17 protein-coding genes are annotated in these 18,535 nt (G+C 68.5%); 4 read left to right on the forward strand and 13 right to left on the reverse strand.

The window, feature by feature from the left end:
* Positions 1–129 precede the first annotated feature (129 nt).
* Positions 130–1,776, forward strand: coding sequence for a multicopper oxidase family protein (locus tag AWC03_RS19920; RefSeq protein ID WP_085242429.1), 1,647 nt, complete (start codon positions 130–132; stop codon positions 1,774–1,776).
* A 3-nt stretch (positions 1,777–1,779) separates the two neighbouring features.
* Here the strand turns inward: AWC03_RS19920 and AWC03_RS19925 are convergent, their stop codons facing one another.
* Genes AWC03_RS19925 through AWC03_RS19960 form a run of 8 tightly spaced genes read right to left on the reverse strand, consistent with a single transcriptional unit; the run spans position 1,780 to position 10,938 of the window.
* Positions 1,780–2,601: an alpha/beta fold hydrolase gene (locus AWC03_RS19925; protein ID WP_085242430.1), complete on the reverse strand. Its 822-nt coding sequence runs from the start codon at positions 2,599–2,601 to the stop codon at positions 1,780–1,782.
* Positions 2,601–3,593 (reverse strand): cyclase family protein, encoded by a 993-nt coding sequence (locus AWC03_RS19930; RefSeq protein WP_085242431.1) that lies wholly within the window; start codon positions 3,591–3,593, stop codon positions 2,601–2,603. Before AWC03_RS19930 ends, AWC03_RS19925 begins: the two co-directional genes overlap by 1 nt.
* A complete protein-coding gene (locus AWC03_RS19935; protein ID WP_085242432.1) occupies positions 3,590–4,414 on the reverse strand; it encodes a coniferyl-alcohol dehydrogenase in 825 nt (274 codons plus the stop codon). The genes AWC03_RS19930 and AWC03_RS19935 overlap by 4 nt, the downstream gene beginning before the upstream one ends.
* Before the next feature lie 31 nt (positions 4,415–4,445).
* On the reverse strand, positions 4,446–5,753 hold the full coding sequence (locus AWC03_RS19940) for an LLM class flavin-dependent oxidoreductase (RefSeq protein WP_085242433.1): 1,308 nt from the start codon (positions 5,751–5,753) through the stop codon (positions 4,446–4,448).
* Between the two features lie 2 nt (positions 5,754–5,755).
* Entirely contained in the window at positions 5,756–7,495 is a 1,740-nt protein-coding gene (locus AWC03_RS19945; protein ID WP_085242434.1) for an FAD-binding protein, read from the reverse strand.
* Positions 7,492–8,409, reverse strand: coding sequence for a 3-carboxyethylcatechol 2,3-dioxygenase (locus AWC03_RS19950; protein WP_249025922.1), 918 nt, complete (start codon positions 8,407–8,409; stop codon positions 7,492–7,494). Before AWC03_RS19950 ends, AWC03_RS19945 begins: the two co-directional genes overlap by 4 nt.
* The gene (locus AWC03_RS19955) at positions 8,357–10,075 is read right to left on the reverse strand and encodes a bifunctional 3-(3-hydroxy-phenyl)propionate/3-hydroxycinnamic acid hydroxylase (protein WP_085242436.1); all 1,719 of its coding nucleotides are present in this window, start codon (positions 10,073–10,075) and stop codon (positions 8,357–8,359) included. Before AWC03_RS19955 ends, AWC03_RS19950 begins: the two co-directional genes overlap by 53 nt.
* Complete coding sequence (locus AWC03_RS19960) at positions 10,075–10,938, reverse strand: alpha/beta fold hydrolase (RefSeq protein WP_085242437.1); 864 nt, start codon at positions 10,936–10,938, stop codon at positions 10,075–10,077. Before AWC03_RS19960 ends, AWC03_RS19955 begins: the two co-directional genes overlap by 1 nt.
* Positions 10,939–11,063: 125 nt before the next feature.
* On the opposite strand from AWC03_RS19960, the gene AWC03_RS19965 reads away from it, so the two are divergent.
* Positions 11,064–11,741, forward strand: a complete 678-nt coding sequence (locus AWC03_RS19965; protein WP_085242438.1) for an IclR family transcriptional regulator — start codon at positions 11,064–11,066, stop codon at positions 11,739–11,741.
* Between the two features lie 14 nt (positions 11,742–11,755).
* A complete protein-coding gene (locus AWC03_RS19970) occupies positions 11,756–13,369 on the forward strand; it encodes an FAD-dependent oxidoreductase (RefSeq protein WP_085242439.1) in 1,614 nt (537 codons plus the stop codon).
* Positions 13,370–13,386: 17 nt separating this feature from the next.
* Here the strand turns inward: AWC03_RS19970 and AWC03_RS19975 are convergent, their stop codons facing one another.
* Positions 13,387–13,854, reverse strand: a complete 468-nt coding sequence (locus AWC03_RS19975) for an ester cyclase (RefSeq protein WP_085242440.1) — start codon at positions 13,852–13,854, stop codon at positions 13,387–13,389.
* Between the two features lie 29 nt (positions 13,855–13,883).
* Positions 13,884–15,104: a sensor histidine kinase gene (locus AWC03_RS19980; RefSeq protein ID WP_085242456.1), complete on the reverse strand. Its 1,221-nt coding sequence runs from the start codon at positions 15,102–15,104 to the stop codon at positions 13,884–13,886.
* 107 nt (positions 15,105–15,211) lie between these two features.
* Here AWC03_RS19980 and AWC03_RS19985 point away from each other — a divergent pair, with 107 nt between their 5' ends.
* A complete protein-coding gene (locus AWC03_RS19985; protein ID WP_085242441.1) occupies positions 15,212–15,865 on the forward strand; it encodes a response regulator in 654 nt (217 codons plus the stop codon).
* Here AWC03_RS19985 and AWC03_RS19990 read toward each other — a convergent pair.
* From AWC03_RS19990 to AWC03_RS20000, 3 genes are all read right to left on the reverse strand, one after another.
* The gene (locus AWC03_RS19990) at positions 15,858–16,772 is read right to left on the reverse strand and encodes a thiamine pyrophosphate-dependent enzyme (protein WP_211279256.1); all 915 of its coding nucleotides are present in this window, start codon (positions 16,770–16,772) and stop codon (positions 15,858–15,860) included. The two genes, AWC03_RS19985 and AWC03_RS19990, sit on opposite strands and share 8 nt — an antisense overlap.
* 140 nt (positions 16,773–16,912) lie before the next feature.
* A complete protein-coding gene (gene meaB / locus AWC03_RS19995) occupies positions 16,913–17,791 on the reverse strand; it encodes a methylmalonyl Co-A mutase-associated GTPase MeaB (protein WP_085242442.1) in 879 nt (292 codons plus the stop codon).
* Positions 17,792–18,535: thiolase family protein (locus AWC03_RS20000; RefSeq protein ID WP_085242458.1), on the reverse strand; the 744-nt coding region annotated here is incomplete at its 5' end. It lies immediately after the preceding gene.

Genomic DNA, 18,535 nt, shown 5'->3' on the forward strand with positions numbered 1-18,535 from the left:
GGGCTGTGGTTGCCGTCGACGGCACGACCCTGGCGGCAATCTCGACATCAACCGCATGGGTAGTTGCGCTGAGCCCCGCGGCCGAGCAGCGTATAGAACGCCAGAGATCGACGACGACGAGGAGCGGTGATGTCTGTGCTTCCCACGAGCGAGACCACCGCCCCCGGCGGTCGGCTCACCAGGCGCGGATTCATCGCCGCCGGCATCGCCGGCGGATTCGCACTGGCGGCGTGCAGTCAGTCCAAGCCCCCGCCGTCCGGCAACGCTCAGCTGGCCGCCGCCATCGCCGCGGCCGAGGCCGCCCGGCCGCACAGCGGCCGCACCGTCACCGCCAGGCTGACCGCCCAGCAGGTCCAGGTCGACCTGGGCGGCCCGGTCGTGCGCACGCTGGCCTACGGCAACGCCATCCCGGGCTCACCGATCCGGGCCAGGATCGGTGACGAGCTGGCGGTGACGGTGTCGAATCGGCTCGACCGCCCGACGTCGGTGCACTGGCACGGCATCGCGCTGCGCAACGACATGGACGGCGCCGCGCCCGCCACCCCCAACATCCCCGCCGGCCAGGACTTCACCTACCGGTTCTCCGTCCCGGACGCCGGCACCTACTGGGCCCATCCGCACACCGGTCTGGACGCCGACACGGGCCTTTACCTGCCGGTCATCGTCGACGACCCGACCGAAGGCGACTACGACGCCGAATGGATTGTGGTCCTTGATGATTGGACCGACGGCGTCGGGAAGTCGCCGCAGCAGCTCTACACCGAACTGACCAGCCCCAACAAGCCCGGCCCGCCAAGCGCCCCCGAGACCACGACGAGCACGACCACCACTGGCACTACCACGACCAGTGAGACGCCGAGCACCACGTCGTCGACCGGTGAGACCTCGTCAAGGTCGACCAGCACCACCTCGAGCGGCCCGCCAGCTTCGCCGGCCGCGGCGCCGGGGGGCGGCGTCGGCAGAAGCGATCTGCTCGGCGGCGACACCGGGGACATCGCCTACCCCTACTACTTGGTCAACGGCCGAATTCCCGCCGCGCCCATGACCTTCAACGCCAAGCCGGGACAGCGCATCCGGATCCGCTTCATCAACGCCGGCTCCGACACCACGTTTCGCGTCGCGCTGGGCGGCCATTCGATGACGGTCACGCATACCGACGGTTATCCCGTGGTGCCGGTCCGGGTCGACGCCCTGCTCATCGGCATGGCGGAGCGCTACGACGTCATCGTGACCGCAGCCGACGGCGTTTTTCCGCTGGTCGCGCTCGCCGAAGGGAAGAACGCCCTGGCGCGAACGCTGCTGTCCACCGGCGCGGGCAGCGCACCCGACCCGGGGTTCCACCCGGCCGAACTCGACCGACGGGTGGGCACGGTGGAAATGTTCACCGCGACAACGCCAGTCAACCTGGGCCGGCCGCAGCCCGGCCTGAACCTCCCGGTCGTGCTGGGCGGCAACATGACCCAATACAACTGGACGATCAACGGAAAGCCCTACAGCGACACCGAGCCGTTGCACATCCGCCAGGGCGATCGGCCCACCATCACGTTCGACAACACCACGATGATGTATCACCCGATGCACCTGCACGGCCACACGTTTCAGCTGATCAAGGCCGACGGTAGTCCCGGTGCGCGCAAGGACACCCTCATGGTGCTGCCCAAGCAGAAGCTGCTCGCCGTGCTGGTGGCCGACAATCCGGGCCTGTGGCAGTTGCACTGCCACAACACCTATCACCAAGAGGCCGGCATGCAGACCCGGCTGGACTACGTGTTCTGAGCCTCAGGCGTCGCCGAGGAAGTCGAGCAGCAGCCGGTTCACCGTGGTCGACTGCTCGATCTGCGGGCAGTGTCCGGCCTTGTCGACAACGACCGACCGGGCGCCGTCGATCGCCTTGGCGATCTGGGCGGCCCAGCCGGCCGGAAGCAGCTTGTCGGCTCCCCCCTCCACGACCAGCGTCGGCACGGTGATGCGTTCGTACGCGCGGGCACTCGAAGGCGTGGCCGACGGTGTGGCGCCCGGGCGGCGGAACCTGGCCGCGGCGACCGCCTCCCACGCGCCGGGCGCGGTGCTCGACTCATAGCGGCGCCGCACGTAGCGGTCGTCGTCGGGATAGCCCGGGTCGCAGAACAGCGCCTCGACGATGCGCCGCATGCCCGGAAGCGTTGCGTCGTACTGTTGTAGGGCCTCGAAGTGCCGGTTCTGTTGAATCTCTCCGCCCCCGCAGATGATCGCCAGGCTGCGGACTGGCAGCCGCGGCGCGTCCGAGGTGGCATCGGTGAGCAGGTTGATGGCGCCCATCGAGTTGCCCACGAAGTGCGCCGAGCCGACGCCGAGCAACTCGCAGAACCGCGCCACGTGCCGAATCCGCATTCCGCGCCCGTCGACGAAATCGATGACCTTCGCCGACTGCCCGAAGCCCAGCTGGTCGGGCGCCAGCACCCGGTATCGAGCCGCGAGTGCGGCGATGTTGCATTCCCAGCCCAGTTCGGCGCCGGCACCGAACTCCCCGCCGTGCAGCAGTACCACCGGGTCGCCGTCGCCCGCCTCCAGGTAGCTGGTGGCCAGGCCGTCCACCAGCATCGTCTTGCGCTCAAAGTCCATCACTTGATCGCGATCGGGTTGACCGGAGAGCCCACCGCGCCGACAACCCGCAGGGGTGGGGCGACGAGCTGGAACTCGTAGACGCCGTCTGCGGCGCAGTCCTCGGCCAGCGCGGTGAGATCCCAGTATTCGCCGAAGATCATCCCCATATCGCGCAGGCAGAGCAGATGCAGGGGGAAGGTGATGCCGTCGATGCCGGACACCAGGTCTTCGACCTGAAGGTTGTCGGCGGCGACGGCAGCGATCTCGTGATCGTGCAGCCACTGGGCGCATCGCCAGTCCAGCCCCGAGTAACCTTCCGTCTTGTTCCCGGTCATGAGAAAACTTGTCCACCAGCCGGTCCGGATCAGCACGATGTCGCCCCGGCCGATCGTCACACCCTGGGCGCGAACCACGTCGTCGAGTTCTTCCGGCGAGATCGGGTTCCCGGCTGCGAGGAAGACGTCGGCCCCTCGGTGGCGAACCAAGTCCAGCAGCACACCGCGCGACGTGATGCCCTTGACGTCGACCTTGTCGATGCCGCAGTGGTAGGCGCCCATGCTGGTCACCGAATCCGCCGCAAAACCGTTGTAGAGGTGATCGTCGTAGTAGACGTGGGACAGCGCATCCCACTGGCTTGCCGCCTGCAACGGCATGATGATGATGTCGTCGTTGAAACGAAACGGGTTGTCGGCCGTCATATAACCACTGAGCTGCTGGGCCAACGGGTTACGCGGCCAGCTGGGTCCGTACTTGGCCAGCGTGTTCGCGTCGCCGCCATCGACGGTCATGATGTGGACCGGGTTGTGCCGGAACTCGAAGGCGCCCTGCGGCCCCGAGGCGCCGAAGTCGACGCCGAGCGGGAACACCTTGCCGTGCCTGACCAAACTCGCGGCGTGGGCCACCTTGTCCGCGGTGATGAAATTCAGCGTGCCGAGCTCGTCGTCGTCGCCCCACCTTCCCCAATTCGAAACGTCGCGCGCGACGCGCCGGAAATCAGTCAAGTCGGTCACGGGGCTCCTTCCCGTCCATTCACGAGCTCACGAGCGATCGCGGCGCCCACGTTTCCGCCGTCGACCCAGATGATCTGCCCGGTGATGTAGCTGGCTGCGCCGCTATTCAAGAAGAGCAGTACCGCGGCCTGCTCGGCCGGATCGGAGACCCGGCCCAACGGCTTGGGGATGTCGTCGAGGAAGCCCTGACCGTAGGCCGTGCGCAGCTGGTCGAGGATCGGGGTCTCGGTGACCCCGGGACCCGTGCAGTTGATGCGGATGCCCCTGGCTCCCAAGGGCGTAGCACTTCGCATGGTGTAGAAGATGATCGCCTCTTTGGACAGTTGGTAACCGTTGCCCAAGCCCTCGTGATTGGCGCGACACCAATCGATGCCTTCCCGCATTGTCGCGGTGTTCAGCAGAGGCGCCACCGCGGCCGCATGTTCGCGGTAGGCGGCGGCCGCGAGGGAGGAGACGCTCACGATCGAGGATCCCGCAGCCATCTTCGGGACCAGCGCCTCGGTCAACTGACGCAGGCCCAGGAAGTTGACTGTGGCGACCAGCACCGGGTCACCGATCCCGGACGAGACACCGGCGACGTTGAACAGTGCGTCGACCGGCCCGCCGATCGCCGCTGCGGCCTCATCGATCGAGCCAGGGTCGGCCAGGTCCGTCTCACGAAAGTCGTTGAGCGGGACATCGGGTCGACGCTTGTCCAGCCCGATGACGTCCGCGCCGAGTTCGCCGAGCTGGCGCACCACGTGTCCGCCGATGCCCGAGGCGCATCCGGTCACCACCGCGCGGCGGCCGTCGTAGCGCCAGAGCTCGTCGATCGATCCCAAGACCGGCTCCTCATTCAGCGACCGTCCGGGGTCACTTCTTCTGCTGCTGCTCCTTCAGGCGCTGCGCCGCCTGGACGCGGCCCTCGTTGATCTCCGCCATGGCTTCGGGGATCTCGCTGGCGGTGAACTTACCGCCCCGACCGGTGGGCAGGCCGCCGAACGAGTATTTCTCGTCGAACTGCGGCGCGGTCGGTGCGGGCCGCCGCGCTTCCACCTTCTCGATGACGGGTTCCAGCCGCTTCGCCTTCTCGGCGACCGCCTTGGCGTCGCGTTCGATGAACTCGGGCAGCACCTCGGAGCCCATCAACTCGATGGATTCCATGGTGCCCTCGTGGCTGCGCGGGTTGAGCAGCAGGATGATCTCGTCGACACCGCTCTCCTCGTACCCGCGCAGGAATTCCCGGACGGTCGCCGGCGACCCGATCGCGCCGCGCCCGGGCCCGTAGGCCAACGTCGGATCCTTTTCCACCTCTTCGAGATACCGCCTCCACACGCCGGTCCGCCCGGGGGTGTGCACGCCCGTCATGTAGTAGTGCATGATCCCGAACGAGAAGAATCCGCCGCCCTTTCCCAGCCGTTGCAGCGCCTGCTCGTCGGTCTTGGCGACCATCATCGACAGGTCGCCCCCGATGGCCAGGATGTTCGGATTGATCCGGGGTGTGACGGGAACGCCGCTCTCTTCGAACTCCTTGTAGTAGCCGTTCACCCGCTCGGTCAGCGGCCCGGGACCGGTGTAGGCGAAACTCAGTGCGCCGATTGCTTTTTGGGCGGCCATTTGCACGCTCGCCGGCCGGGTGCAGGCGACCCAGACGGGTGGATGCGGCTTCTGCAGCGGCTTGGGAACGACGTTGCGCGCCGGCATCTGGACGTGTTGGCCGTTGAATCCGGCGAACGGTTCCTCGATCATGCAGCGGATCGAGACCTCGAGCGCCTCCTCCCATTGGGCGCGCTTGTCGGCGGGGTCGATGTTGAATCCGCCGAGTTCACCGACGGACGACGATTCGCCGGTGCCGAACTCGACGCGGCCGTTGGAGAGCAGGTCCAAGGTGGCGATGCGTTCGGCTACCCGGGCGGGGTGGTTGACCACCGGGGGCAGGTGCATGATGCCGAACCCCAGGCGGATGTCCTTGGTGCGCTGGCTGGCCGCGGCCAGGAAGATCTCCGGTGCCGTCGAGTGGCAGTACTCCTCGAGGAAGTGGTGTTCGGTCAGCCACACGGTGGAGAAGCCCGCCTTGTCGGCGGCCTCGACCTCGTCGAGACACTCCTGCATCATGACGTGTTCGTCGTCGGGCGCCCACGGCCGCGGCAGGGCGAACTCGTAGAACAGCGAGATTTTCATCGTTACCTCCTATGAGAACTAAGGGTCCGTTTGGCCGCATGTGCGGCAATGTGATTCGCCGCGACGAAGCCGAAGGTCATCGCCGGCCCGATGGTCGCCCCCGCGCCGGCGTAGCTGCGCCCCATCACCGGGGCCGCGGTGTTACCCACCGCGTAGAGCCCCGGCACCACGGTGTCGTCGTCGCGAAGCACCCGCGCGTGTTCGTCGGTCCGCAGGCCACCCGACGTCCCGAGGTCGCCGAGGACGATCCGGAAGGCGTAGTACGGCGGGTTGCCCAGCGGGAACAGGTTCGGGTTGGGCAGCGTCGGGTCGCCGTAGTAGTTGTCGTAGACGCTGTCCCCCCGGTTGAAGTCGTCGTCATGGCCCGTACGGGCGAGTTCGTTGAATCGGCGGGCGGTTTCGGCCAGGTTCGCGGCCGGCACACCGATCCTGTCCGCCATTTCCTGCCACGTCATGGCCGCCTTGACCACGCCCGATTCCAGCCAGGCCGCCGGGACCCGACGCCCGGTGGGCACCGGCGCGCCCGGGATTTTCGGTATCGGCAGGTGCCCGCCGATGACGTAGCGATTCCACGACCGGTGGTCGGTGATCAACCAGCAGGGGATGTGGGTGACCCCCGATTGCTGGCCGTCGATCATCGCGTGGCCGAAGTCCATGTAGGGCGCCGCCTCGTTGATGAAGCGCTTGCCGTCGCCGTTGACGATGAACTGCGCGGGCATCATGCGCTCGTTGAGCATGAACTGCATGCGGCCGTCCGGCCATTGGATGGCGGGAAACCACCATGCCTCGTCGAGCAGCTCCGTTGCTGCACCCAGCTTTTGGGCCGCACGGATGCCGTCGCCCATGGCGGCGGGATTTCCGAAGCTCCAGTCCTGGTCCACGACGGGCAGGAGTTCCTTGCGCCAGGCCAGGTCGTGGTCGAAGCCACCGGACGCCAGGATGACGCCGAGCCGCGCCCCGATCCGCCGGATATCTCCGTCCCGCCCGACCGCCACACCGGTCACCGATCCCGCGGCGTCGGTGAGCAACTCGGTCATCGGCGAGTCCAGCCACAGCGGGATGCCGCGTTCGCGCATGGTCAACCGGAGCCGGGCGGCCAGCGATTGGCCGATGGCCGCCATGCGCTCGCCGAAAACCCGCGCCCGGACCATCCGCGCGATCAGCTTGAGCAGCACCCCCTTGCCGGCCCACGACTGCCGGATGCGGTAGAACGTGCGAAGCTCCCTGGGCCCCAGCCAGATTCCCTTCGGGGCCAGCGCCAGGGGCTGCAGCAGCCGCTGCTCGTCGCGGCCGAGCGTGCGCAGGTCGATGGGCGGCACGTTGATCGTGCTGCCGAGTTCGGATCCGCCGGGCAGTTCCGGGTAATAGTCGGCATAGCCGGGCTTCCAGACGAACTCACACCACCCCGAGAGCCGTTCGAGGAACTCCAGCATCTTCGGGGCGGACTCGACGTACTGCCGGATGCGCGCCTCGCTGACCAGTCCGTCGGTGATCCGGCGCAGGTATTCGACGACGCGTTCGGGTTCGGGGGCGTAACCCTCCCTGCGCTGGGCGGGCGCCCCGGGCACCCAGATGCCGCCGCCGGACAGGGCGGTGGAGCCGCCGAAGAACGACGACTTCTCCACCACCAGCGTGTCCAGTCCGGCGGCCTGGGCGGTCAGCGCCGCCGTCATGCCGCCGCCGCCCGATCCGACGACGAGCACGTCGACGACGTGGTCGAAACCATCCGGCGCCGCGGTCATTTCGGCACCGCCGTCCTGATGGCGAAACCGGCGATCAACTCCGCGGCCGGCTTGTAATAGCGGCCGACGGTCTCGTAGGGGCCCGCGCTCGCCAGCGCCGCGAATGCGGCGACCCAGGTTCGGATTTCCTGCGCGGAACTGCCGCCCTCGTGGGCCACGAACGAGTTCGACCACTGGTCGAGTTCGCCCAGCCGGCCGCCGTCGATGATCTCGAGGAACCGCTGATCCCACACCGGGTTCAGTTCCTGCAGGTCGCTGTCGCCGGCCGCGAAGCTCCTGGCCGCCTCGATCACGGCCGCCTGCCGCGCCTGGCGCTGCTCGGGTGTCATCGGCCGGCCGTGCACGATGCGCTCGAGCACCGGCGGCGGCGCGGTGGCCAAAGCCGGCACCGGTGGGCTGTGGGACAGCCCACCGGATCCCAGTAGCAGCACCCGCTTGTCCAGCGTGGCCAGATAGTGGCCGACGGCGGTACCGAGCGCTCGGCACCGACCTATCGGCCCGAGCGGCACGCCGATCGCGTTGATGAAGACGGGTATGACCGGGCGAGAGGTGGCTTCGCCGAACAGCTTCTCCAGCGGCTGCACGGTGCCGTGATCGACGTCCATGCAGGCCGAGACGGCGATGTCGACGCCCGCGTCCAGCACGGCCTTCGCGCACTCGGTCGCCAGGTCCTCCGGAACGTCCAGCGGGCCGGCATAGGTGCCGTAATCGCCGACCCCGGTGGCGCCGGTGCCGATGCAGAAGGGCGGCATCATCTTGTAGAAGAAGCCGTTGTAGTGGTCCGGGGAAAAGATGACGACGAGTTCGGGGTCGTAGTCGTCGACGAATTGTCGCGCGTCGGCGATCGCGCCTTCGATGTCGTCAAGCAGGTCCCGCGCCGGCCCCGGAAGATTCAGGAGCGGGCTGTGCGACATACAGCACAGAGCCAGTGCCACTTTGCGGATCACCCCCTCGGGGCGTGAGCGTGAGCGCATCGATGAGCGCGGCGCTCAGGTCGGGCGCCCGCTGCGCGATGCAGGCGCCGGCGACGCACCGGTCGGGACGCAGGAACAACACCGATTCCTGGTGGGTGTCGAACCAGGATTTGACGGCCCCGTCGCGGTCCCCCACGACCACGACATCGGGATCGTCGTGTCCGGTCCAGTGCAGCTGGGTCAGCGGCCGCAGCGCAACGAACCGGGCGCCCAGCGCTTTCCAGTTCGCGAAGGCGACGTCGCCGAGAATCCTGCGGGGGTGATTGTTCCAGCACAGCACGGCGAACCAGTCCCCGAGCACGTCGTCCAGCAGCACGTTCTGCCGATCGCGGGTATCGACCCGGGGCTGGATGAACAGCGTGCCCACCGGCGAATCCGCCCGGCCGGGAGCACTATGCACGACGGCCCCCTGCTCGTAGCGCGGCATCGGCTTGAACCGCATCTCGAGCACATACCGCTTGAGCGACGGCACAATTGAGGCCGACCGCACGAGCAGGTCGCGGGCGCCGGTCACCCGGCGGTTGGTCGGCGAGATCACGCGACCCACCATCGTGGACAGGTCGATCATCGCCCGCGCGTGTTTGCGGCGCTCCACGTCGTAGGTGTCCAGGAGCTTGTCGTCGGCGCGGCCGCTGACCACCGCGGCGAGCTTCCAGCCCAGGTTGGCCGCGTCCCGGATCCCGCTGTTGTAGCCCTGGCCCTGCCATACCGGCATCAGATGCGCGGCGTCCCCGGCCAGTAACATGCGGCCCCTGCGGAACGCGCCGGCGATCCGCGAGTGATGCGTGTAGACCCGCCGCCGGATCACGTCGACGCGGTCGGGATGGGGCACCATCCGGGCCAGCATCCGCGTCAGGAACTCCGGGTCCTCGGCCTGCTCGTCGGTCTCGTTGGCGTGAATCATGAACTCGAATCGGCGAATTCCGTGCGCGATCGAGATCGAGGCGTACGGGCGTTCGGGGTCGGCGCCGACCTCGCTGTTGGGATGGCCGAGCGGGTCGTTGGCGACGTCGACCACCAGCCAGCGGGTCGACGAGGTGGTTCCGTCGAAAGAGACACCCATCATGCGGCGGGTCGTGCTGCGACCACCGTCGCAACCGACCACGTAACGCGCTTGCAGGCTGGACGTTTCGTGGTCGCGCTCCCCGCCGAGTTCGACGGTGACCCCGTCGTCGCTCTCCTGGCACGCCGCCATCGGGCGCCCCCACCACACCTCGACGTGCTCGAATCTGTCCAGGCCGGCCAGCAATTCGGCGTCGACAAGCGGTTGGACGAAGCCGTTGCGCTTCGGCCATCCGAATCGCGCGTCGGGCGGGGCCATTTCGGCCAGCACGCGCCGCTTGGCGTCGACGAAACGCAGGATCTGATTGGGCACCGTGTGCGGCACCACCCGGTCGGCGAGCCCGATCGACTGGAATGTCCGCAGGGCCTCGTCGTCGAGCCCGACCCCGCGCGGATAGTCGATCAGGGTGTCGCGTTCTTCGACCACCACCGTGCGGATGCCCTGCAGGCCGAGAATGTTGGCCAACGTCAGGCCGACCGGACCGGCTCCGACCACGACAACGTCGGTCTCGATTCCCGCCGGCTCGCGCCCCGCCCCGCCCATCACCGCCCCAGCAGGAAGTCGAGATGCAAACGATTGAAGGTCTTGGGGTCCTCGTACTGCGGCCAGTGCCCACACCCGGGCATCACCTCGAAGCGCGCGCCGGGGATCATCGACGCGATGCGGCGGCCCTCCGTCACGTCCGCGGTGGGGTCGTCGCTGGTCCACAGCACCAGCGTCGGCGCCGTGATCGCGCCGTACTCGTCGGGACCGATGATGTTGCGCGCCCGGATCTCCGGATCCTGCAGCGCCATGATGTCGCGCATGGCGTCGACGAATCCCGGTTGCCGGTAGACGCGTTGGCGGCTGGCGACCAAGTCGTCGTAGTCCTTGGACTTGTCGGCCATCAACCACTTGATCCGTGCCTGCACCGTCTCCCAGGCCGGGTCCTCGGCCGCGGCCATCGACAGGGTGATGATCCGATTCATCACGACCGGGTCGGCCTGGGAGCCGCCGGCGGTGTTGAGGACGAGCCGGTCCACGACGTCGGGGTGGTCGATGGCGGCGCGGGCGGCCACCCAGCCGCCCAGCGACTCACCGCTGATGGAGGCGCGGTCGACGCCGATGGTGCGCAGGACCGCCATCAGGTGCTCGACGTAGTGGCGGACTTCCAGAGGGTGGCCCGGCTTGCCGGTGTAGCCGTGCCCCAGCATGTCGATCGACCACGTCCAGAAGTGCTCGGCATGCGCGGCCAGGTTTCGGACGTAGGCCTCGGCGTGGCCGCCGGATCCGTGCAACAGCACCAGCACCGGCGTGCCGGGATCCCCGGCCCGGAGATAGCGGGTCCGCACCCCCCCGGCGTCGAGGTAGCCCTGCTCGAACGCGACGCCCTGGAGATCGCTCCAGATGCTCTCGAACTCCGCCACGGTTCCTCTCCGGCCGAAAGATGGGAAATCTTGTTCTCGTTTTTGCCGTATCTGGTGTGCTAATATCGCACATTGATGTGCGTTATATATAGAGCTTCGCTCTCGGACGTGGGTCTGTCAAGGCTGTGACGGGTTCGGGAACGGGTTCGCAGACGCTGGCCAGGGGACTGACCGCGCTACAGATGGTCGCGGACTCCCCCGGCGGGCTCACCGTGCAACAGCTCGCCGACCAAATTGGGGTGCATCGCACCATCGCCTACCGACTGCTGACGACGCTGGCGGAGTTCCGGCTGGTGGCCAAGGGGGAGGATGGTCGCTACCGGCCCGCGGCCGGGCTCGCGGTGCTCGGCGCGTCATTCGACCGCAACGTCCGCCAAGTCAGCCTCCCGACGCTGCGCGCGCTGGCCGACGAACTCGGCACCACCGTGTCGTTGCTCATCGCCGAGGGTGACCAGCAGGTGGCCATCGCGGTCATCGTGCCGAGCCACGTGGCCTACCAACTGTCCTTCCACGAAGGCAGCCGCTATCCGCTGAACCGCGGCGCCGCCGGAATCGCCTTGCTCGCAAGCATGCCGCCGCGCCCGGGGGAACGAGAGCTGGTCACCCGCGCACGCGAACGCGGCTGGGTGACCACGTACGGAGAGATCGAGCCGAACACCTACGGGCTCGCCGTGGCGGTGCGCCGCCCGGCCCCGTCCCCTCCCACCTGCATCAACCTCATCTCGCACCGGGAAGACGTCGTGATGCGCGGAAAAGATGCGGTCGTCAAAGCCGCGAAGCAGCTGTCCGAGCTGCTGAGCTGAAGGGATAGCAGTCCATGTCCTGGGACAAAGAAGTCGACGTCGTCGTGCTCGGCACCGGCGGCGCCGGGCTCACCGCCGCCCTGTCGGCGGCCGCCGCGGGCGCCTCGGTGGAGGTCTTCGAGAAGGCGCCGACCGTTGGGGGGACCACCGCGGTGTCGGGGGGCGTGGTGTGGATCCCCGCCCATAACCGTTGCCCCGACGGCGAATTGACACCCGCGGACGCGTTGCGTTACCTGCGCGCGCAGTCCCTGGGCTCGATGGACGACGAGTTGGTGGAAACGTTCGTGCACACCGGCCCGGCGATGCTCGACTTCGTCGAGGCACACAGCGGTCTGCGCTTCGAGATCGCCACCGGCTTCCCCGACTACCGACCAGAGCTGCCGGGTGGACGGCCCGGCGGGGGCCGCTCACTGAGCGCGGGACCGTTCGACCTGAACCAGATCGGCGAGTGGGGCAAGCGGATCACCTCGTTTCCGGCCGACTGGTCCAACGTCGGTATCGACGCCGAAACCAGGGCGCGCCTGCATGTGACGATCGACGAGGGCAGCGACCTCTGCGTCGCCGGCACGGCGTTGATTGCGGGCCTGCTCAAGGGGCTGCTCGACGTCGGGGTCACACCGCACACCGACGCCCGGGCCGAGGAGCTCATCGCCGAGGACGGCGAGATCGTCGGGGTGCGCATCGCGGTGCCCGAGCGAACCATCACCGTGCGCGCGCGCCGCGGGGTCGTCCTGGGTGTCGGCGGCTTCGAATGGGATCCGGGTCTGGCCCAGGCATTCCTGCGCGGCCCGATGCACGGGGCGGTGTCCCCGCCCAACAACACCGGAGACGGCCTGCGCATGGCGATGGCGCACGGCGCCGACCTGGCCAACATGGGCGAAGCGTGGTGGGTGCCGATCGTCCAGATCCCCGGTGACACCATCGACGGCAAGCCACGCAGCCGCAGCGTGCGCCTGGAACGCACCCGGCCGAGAAGCATCATCGTCAACTCGGCGGGCCGCCGCTTCGTCAACGAGGCGTGCGATTACAACTCGATGGCCGGCGCCTTCCACTACCTCGATCCGCGCGGCGGGTACGTCAACGACCGCGGGTGGATGGTGTTCGATTCAATCCACTTGCAGCGCTATGGATTCCTGGGCACCGAACCGGGACAGCGCGTTCCGGAGTGGTTTTGCGAGTCGGCGGATCTCGTCGAGCTGGCCGCCAAGACCGGCATCGACGCGGCCGGCTTGGTCCGCACCGTCGAGGACTGGAATCGCCACGTCGCCGAAGGCGCCGATCCCGATTTCGGGCGCGGCTCCAGCGCCTACGACGGCTATTGGGGCGACGACAGCGCGACCACACTCGCCGGGAAAACCCTCGGCCCGATCGACACCGCCCCCTTCTACGCGGTGCCGGTGTGCATCGGCGCGATGGGCACCAAGGGCGGACCGCGCACCGACCGCGACGGGCGCGTGCTGCACGTCGACGGTGAGCCGATACCGGGCCTGTTCGCCGCCGGCAACGCGATGGCCGGAGTCACCGGACGCGCCTACGGCGGCGCGGGTGGAACCCTGGGCCCGGCAATGGTTTTCGGATACCGAGCCGGCCATGCCGCCGCCACCGGGAAGTCCGTCGACCTGAAGTAACGGGCCGCGCGATGTGATCACCTGCGGCCGGCGGCGTGCTGGTGGCTCGCCGTCAGGCATTCATCCACCGGCCAGCCCAGCTGCTCCCACATCGATAACTTGTTCCACTCCTTGATGAATTCGACGAGCTTCCCGTCGTCGACCTGGAAGAGGGCGGCCGCCGACCAGCGCGCCGTCCGACCAGTCGGCTGGATGTCTCCGTGCAGTTCACCACGGTGCGCGCCCTCGGCGGTATAGCGCAGACAGACGCGATCGGCGGCGGCGAACAGGACGTCGAAGCTGATGATGTGGAGGTCGTTCACCTGCTGCATAAGCCGGCCATGGTCCTCGGCGTACTCCTCGAGCGTATGAACGTCCGGGAAGGTGGTCGGCGCGATGAAGCGGTTGTTCGGGGCGCACAGGTGCGAAACGGCTTCCGCGCCGGCACGGCCGGGAGTGTAAGAGATCTCCAAGTACTCGCGGACGATGTCGATGTTGTGGTTCATTGCGATAGGCGTACCCAGAAGATCGCGACTTATTTAGCGATCGGCAACTCGACGCAGATGTGGGTGCCCACCGGAGCATCGAGAAAGGCGAAGACTCCCCCGGCGGCCTCCACGCGGGCCCGGTGCGAGGCCAATCCGATGTGGCCCTCGCCGAGGCGGCGCGCGACCGTCGCGTCGTTGAATCCCACGCCGTCGTCGATTACATGCAGCACGCAGGTCTGGTCGGTGATCCCGAGCGTGACCGACGCGCTGCGGGCCTGCGAATGCTGCACGACGTTGGACAACAACTCGCGCGCCACCCCGAACACCACCGGGTCGATGTCGGACCGGATCGGGTAGTCGATGTCCGTCGAAATCTCGATAGCCGATCGCCGGGCGGCGAAGGTGGCCAACTGCTGGACCGCGGCCGCCAGGCCGACCTGCTCGAGAACGGCCGGATGCAGCTCGAAGGTCGCCTGCCGCAACCGCTCCGACGCCAGCTGCAGTCCGGCCAGTGCGCGCCCCACGCGCTCGTCGCCGGGCATCGCCGCATCCAATTCGACGAGCTCCTGGCGCACGGCCAGGATGTCCTGCAGCGGCCCGTCGTGGATGGATTCCGAGATCCGGCGCTGCTCCACGTCGGAGGCGGTCATCGTCTGGGCGAGCAGTTCTTCGCGCAGGGTGCTGAGCCCGGCGATCGAGCGGGTATGCCGTTCCTCGACGCGCACGGCCACAAACGCTGTGACACACAAGAACCCGTAGAGCAGGAATCGGAACGTGGCTTCGGTGACGCCGATCGACCCGACCATCACAGGGTCCTCGAGCACCGCGATCCCGAACCCCACCATCGAGAAGATCAGCACCACCGCCGCCCGCCGGGACGAGACATCGAGCCCTATCAAGATCGGCAGGGCCGTCATGATCAGCAACGGGTGGAGCCCGTTGGTTGACAGCACTTGGAAGACCGTCAGCACGACAACGTCGATGACGGTGAACGCGAACGGCTCCAGGCGGGCGGCCCCGACCAGCCGGCCCCGGCCGAGCCAACGTCGACTCCGTGAAAATGCCAGCGCCAGAGCGCATAGCGCGACCACGGTGTAGGCGACGATCAGCACAGTTTGCTGAGGCCACTCGGAGCGCCGGGTGCCGCTGATCATCGCAGCGATCATCAGGCCCACCACACCGATCCGGAGGACCGCCGCGAGCCGGTACGAGCGCAGCTGGTGAAGCCTGCGCACCCGACCCAGTTCCGCATCACTGGCGATTGCCACGCGAACACAGTACTCATCCGCGACGGCTCCGTCGGGGCAAACCGCACCGACGCGCATCAGAGTTGCAGCCGATTGCCGCCGACGCTTTGCGGGCTAGACTCATCGCCATGGCCGGCCCCGCATCGTCCGACAAGGTGCGGGTGGTCGTCGGGGACGATCACCCGCTCTTTCGGGAGGGCGTCGTGCGCGCGCTCTCGTCGAGCGGTTCGGTGAATGTCGTCGCGGAGGCCGAGGATGGCTCGACGGCACTGGAATTGATCAAGCAGCACTCGCCGGACGTCGCGCTGCTCGATTTCCGGATGCCCGGCATGGATGGCGGGCAGGTGGCGGCGGCGGTGAGGAGCCAGCAATTGCCGACCCGCGTCCTGTTGATCTCGGCGCACGACGAGCCCGCCATCGTGTACCAGGCGCTGCAGCAGGGCGCCGCCGGGTTTGTGTTGAAGGACTCGACGCGCAGCGAGATCGTCAAGGCCGTGCTCGACTGCGCGCAGGGCCGCGACGTGGTGGCGCCCGCGCTGGTGGGCGGCCTCACCGCGGAGATCCGTCACCGCGCGCAACCGACTGGCCCCGTGCTCAGCGCGCGAGAACGCGAGGTGCTCAACCGGATTGCGCGCGGTCAGAGCATCCCCGTGATCGCCGCGGAGCTGTTTGTGGCGCCGTCCACGGTCAAGACCCACGTGCAGCGCCTGTACGAGAAGCTCGGCGTCAGCGATCGGGCGGCGGCCGTTGCCGAGGCGATGCGGCAAGGTCTGCTCAGCTAGCGGGCGACCAGTGGCCCGGTTCGCTCACCGGTGCCGGACGCTCCGCACGCAGTTGCGCGTTCGCGGACGCGGCGGCCTCGGCCACCAGGCGGCGGGCCCGTCGTTCCACCTCGTAGAGGTGCGCGGCGCTGACGCCCGCTCGGGTCAGCTGGCGCCGGGCGTAAACCAGGGGATCGACCCCGGCGGGGTGGTTGGTCCGATAGGTGACGGCCTCGACCAGGCGGGGGCCGCCGCCGGAGCCGGCCAGCTGCACGGCTTGGGCGACCGAGTCATGCACCGCCGCAACGTTCTTGCCGTCGACCGCCAGCACGGGCAATCCGTGGCGCTCGCGGGGACCACGGCGCACACCGGACCCGTCGCGAATGTCTTCGACGACGAACACCACCGGGAGGCGCCACGTCAGCGCGATCGCCGCGGCCGACTTGAACTCGGCGGAGTTCACGGCGTCGTCACCGATGACGCACAGCGTGACCTTGCCGCCGCCGGCCACCTGCTGCGCATACGCGTCACCGAGAGCGAACACCATCGATCGCCGCACCGGGTCCGACGCGGCGAAGATCTGCTTCCATTCGGTCGCGAACGGGCTCTCCGGCACGCCGCCGGCCGCGACCGGGCTCGGCACGATCAGCTCGGCGATGGCCGGTCCCAACGGCAGGACCCGACCGACTCGCTGGGCGTGTTCGAAATGCCGGATCGCGGTGCTCATGATGTCGCCCGGTCGAAGCGCCGCGATCGTGCCGACGGCCACGGCCTCCTGGCCGAACGCGGCCACCATGGGGCCGTTGAGCAGGCCGTCGATTCGCGACTCTTCCAGCGCCATGTCGAGCAGTCGCAGGACCCACATCCGGCGGTACAGCTCCAGCTGTTCACCGAGGTGTGCGGCCGACAGTTCGGGTGTGCGAGCCATTGCCGGGTCTCCTAACTCATGGCGGATCGTGCCGTCGAGCACAAGATCAACGTAGGGAGATCGGCGCGGCCGGGCCTCCGCCGATCGGTCCGCAAACGGGATGAATCGCCGTTCCCCCGATTGGGGGACAACGCCAGGCGTCAGTCCGGGTCTTGAGTGGTCGGTGACAGCAGCCGCTCGGCCGCCGAGTACGGGTCCCGGCCGCCGTCGACGACCGCTTCGGCGAGCCGGTCCAGCTCCGGCCGGCTCCTCAGGCGGGTCTGCGCCAGCGACAGGATCTGCGCTTTGGCGCGGGCCAGCCGGCGGGCACGACTGTCGGCGCGGTGATGGTCTTCGATGGCGGTCACCAGCTCCGCGACGCCGTGACCGCGGTCGGCGATGAGGCTCATGATCGGGGCGTCCGTCTCGGCCCGCAGGTCGCGCACGGTCTGCGCGGCACCCTCGCGATCGGCCTTGTTGACGACGACGATGTCGGCGACTTCGAGCACGCCCGCTTTGGCGGCCTGGACCGCGTCGCCCGCACCGGGATTGAGGATGACGACGGTGGGGTCGGCGACGGCGGCGATCTCGATCTCGGACTGCCCCACGCCCACCGTCTCCAGCAGGACCACGTGGTAACCGATCGCCCCCAGCAGGCGGATGGCGGCGGGGACCGCCGCGGCCAGTCCCCCGAGGTGACCGCGGGTCGCCACGGACCTGATCAGCACGTCGGAGTCGTTGATGTGCGCGGCCATTCGTATCCGGTCGCCCAACAGCGCACCACCGCTGAACGGCGACGACGGGTCCACCGCCAGCACCGCCACCCGGCGGCCCTGTTCCCGGTAGGCGCCGACCAGAGCGGCGATCGTCGTGGACTTGCCGGCGCCCGGGGGCCCGGTGATGCCGATGACGTTGACCGGGGCCGGCTCGATGCTCGCCAGCACCTCGTCGCGGCGCTCGCCCTCGACGAGGGAGAGGAGCCGACCCGTCGCACGCGGAGATCCGTTGCGCGCGCCGGCAATCAAGTCGGCGATCTCCATTTAGGGGGCTGGGACCTCGATGACGGTCGCGGACCCCATCCCGCCGCCCGCGCACATGGCCGCTACCCCGAATCCGCCGCCACGACGGCGCAATTCATGCACCAGCGTGACCAGCATCCTGGCGCCAGTCGCCGCCACCGGGTGCCCGAGCGAGCATCCGCTGCCGCTGACGTTGACCTTGTCCGGATCAAGGTCGAGTAGCTTGACGGTGGCCACGCACATCGCGGCGAAGGCCTCGTTGATCTCGAACAGATCCACGTCCGAGATGGAAAGCCCGGCACGGGCAAGCGCTTTCGGGATCGCCTCCACCGGCGCCAGCCCGGTGATCGCGGGGTCGACGCCGACTGACGCCCAGGACCGCACGGTCCCCAGCGCGGGCAGCCCGAGCTGATCGCTCGCGATCGTCAGCGCGGCGGCACCGTCGTTGGCGCCGCAGGCATTGCCGGCGGTGATGGAGAAGCCCTCGATCTCGGGGTGCAGCGGCTTGAGTGCGGCCAGCTTCTCCATGGTGGTGTCGCGGCGCGGGTGTTCGTCGACCGCGAACAGCCCGTGCGGCGTCTCGATGGGGACGATCTCCTCTTTGAAGCGGCCCTCGTCGATCGCGGCGATGGCGTTGTGGTGCGAACGCAGCGCCCACGCGTCCATCTCTTCGCGGCTCACGCCGGCTTTCACCGCGGCGTTCCAGCCCACGGTGATCGACATGTCGAGGTTCGGCGCCTCCGGACTGTCCGGGTGGGTGGGGGG

The sequence above is a fragment of the Mycobacterium europaeum genome, assembly GCF_002102155.1.
In the GTDB taxonomy this organism is placed as follows: Bacteria; Actinomycetota; Actinomycetes; order Mycobacteriales; family Mycobacteriaceae; genus Mycobacterium; species Mycobacterium europaeum.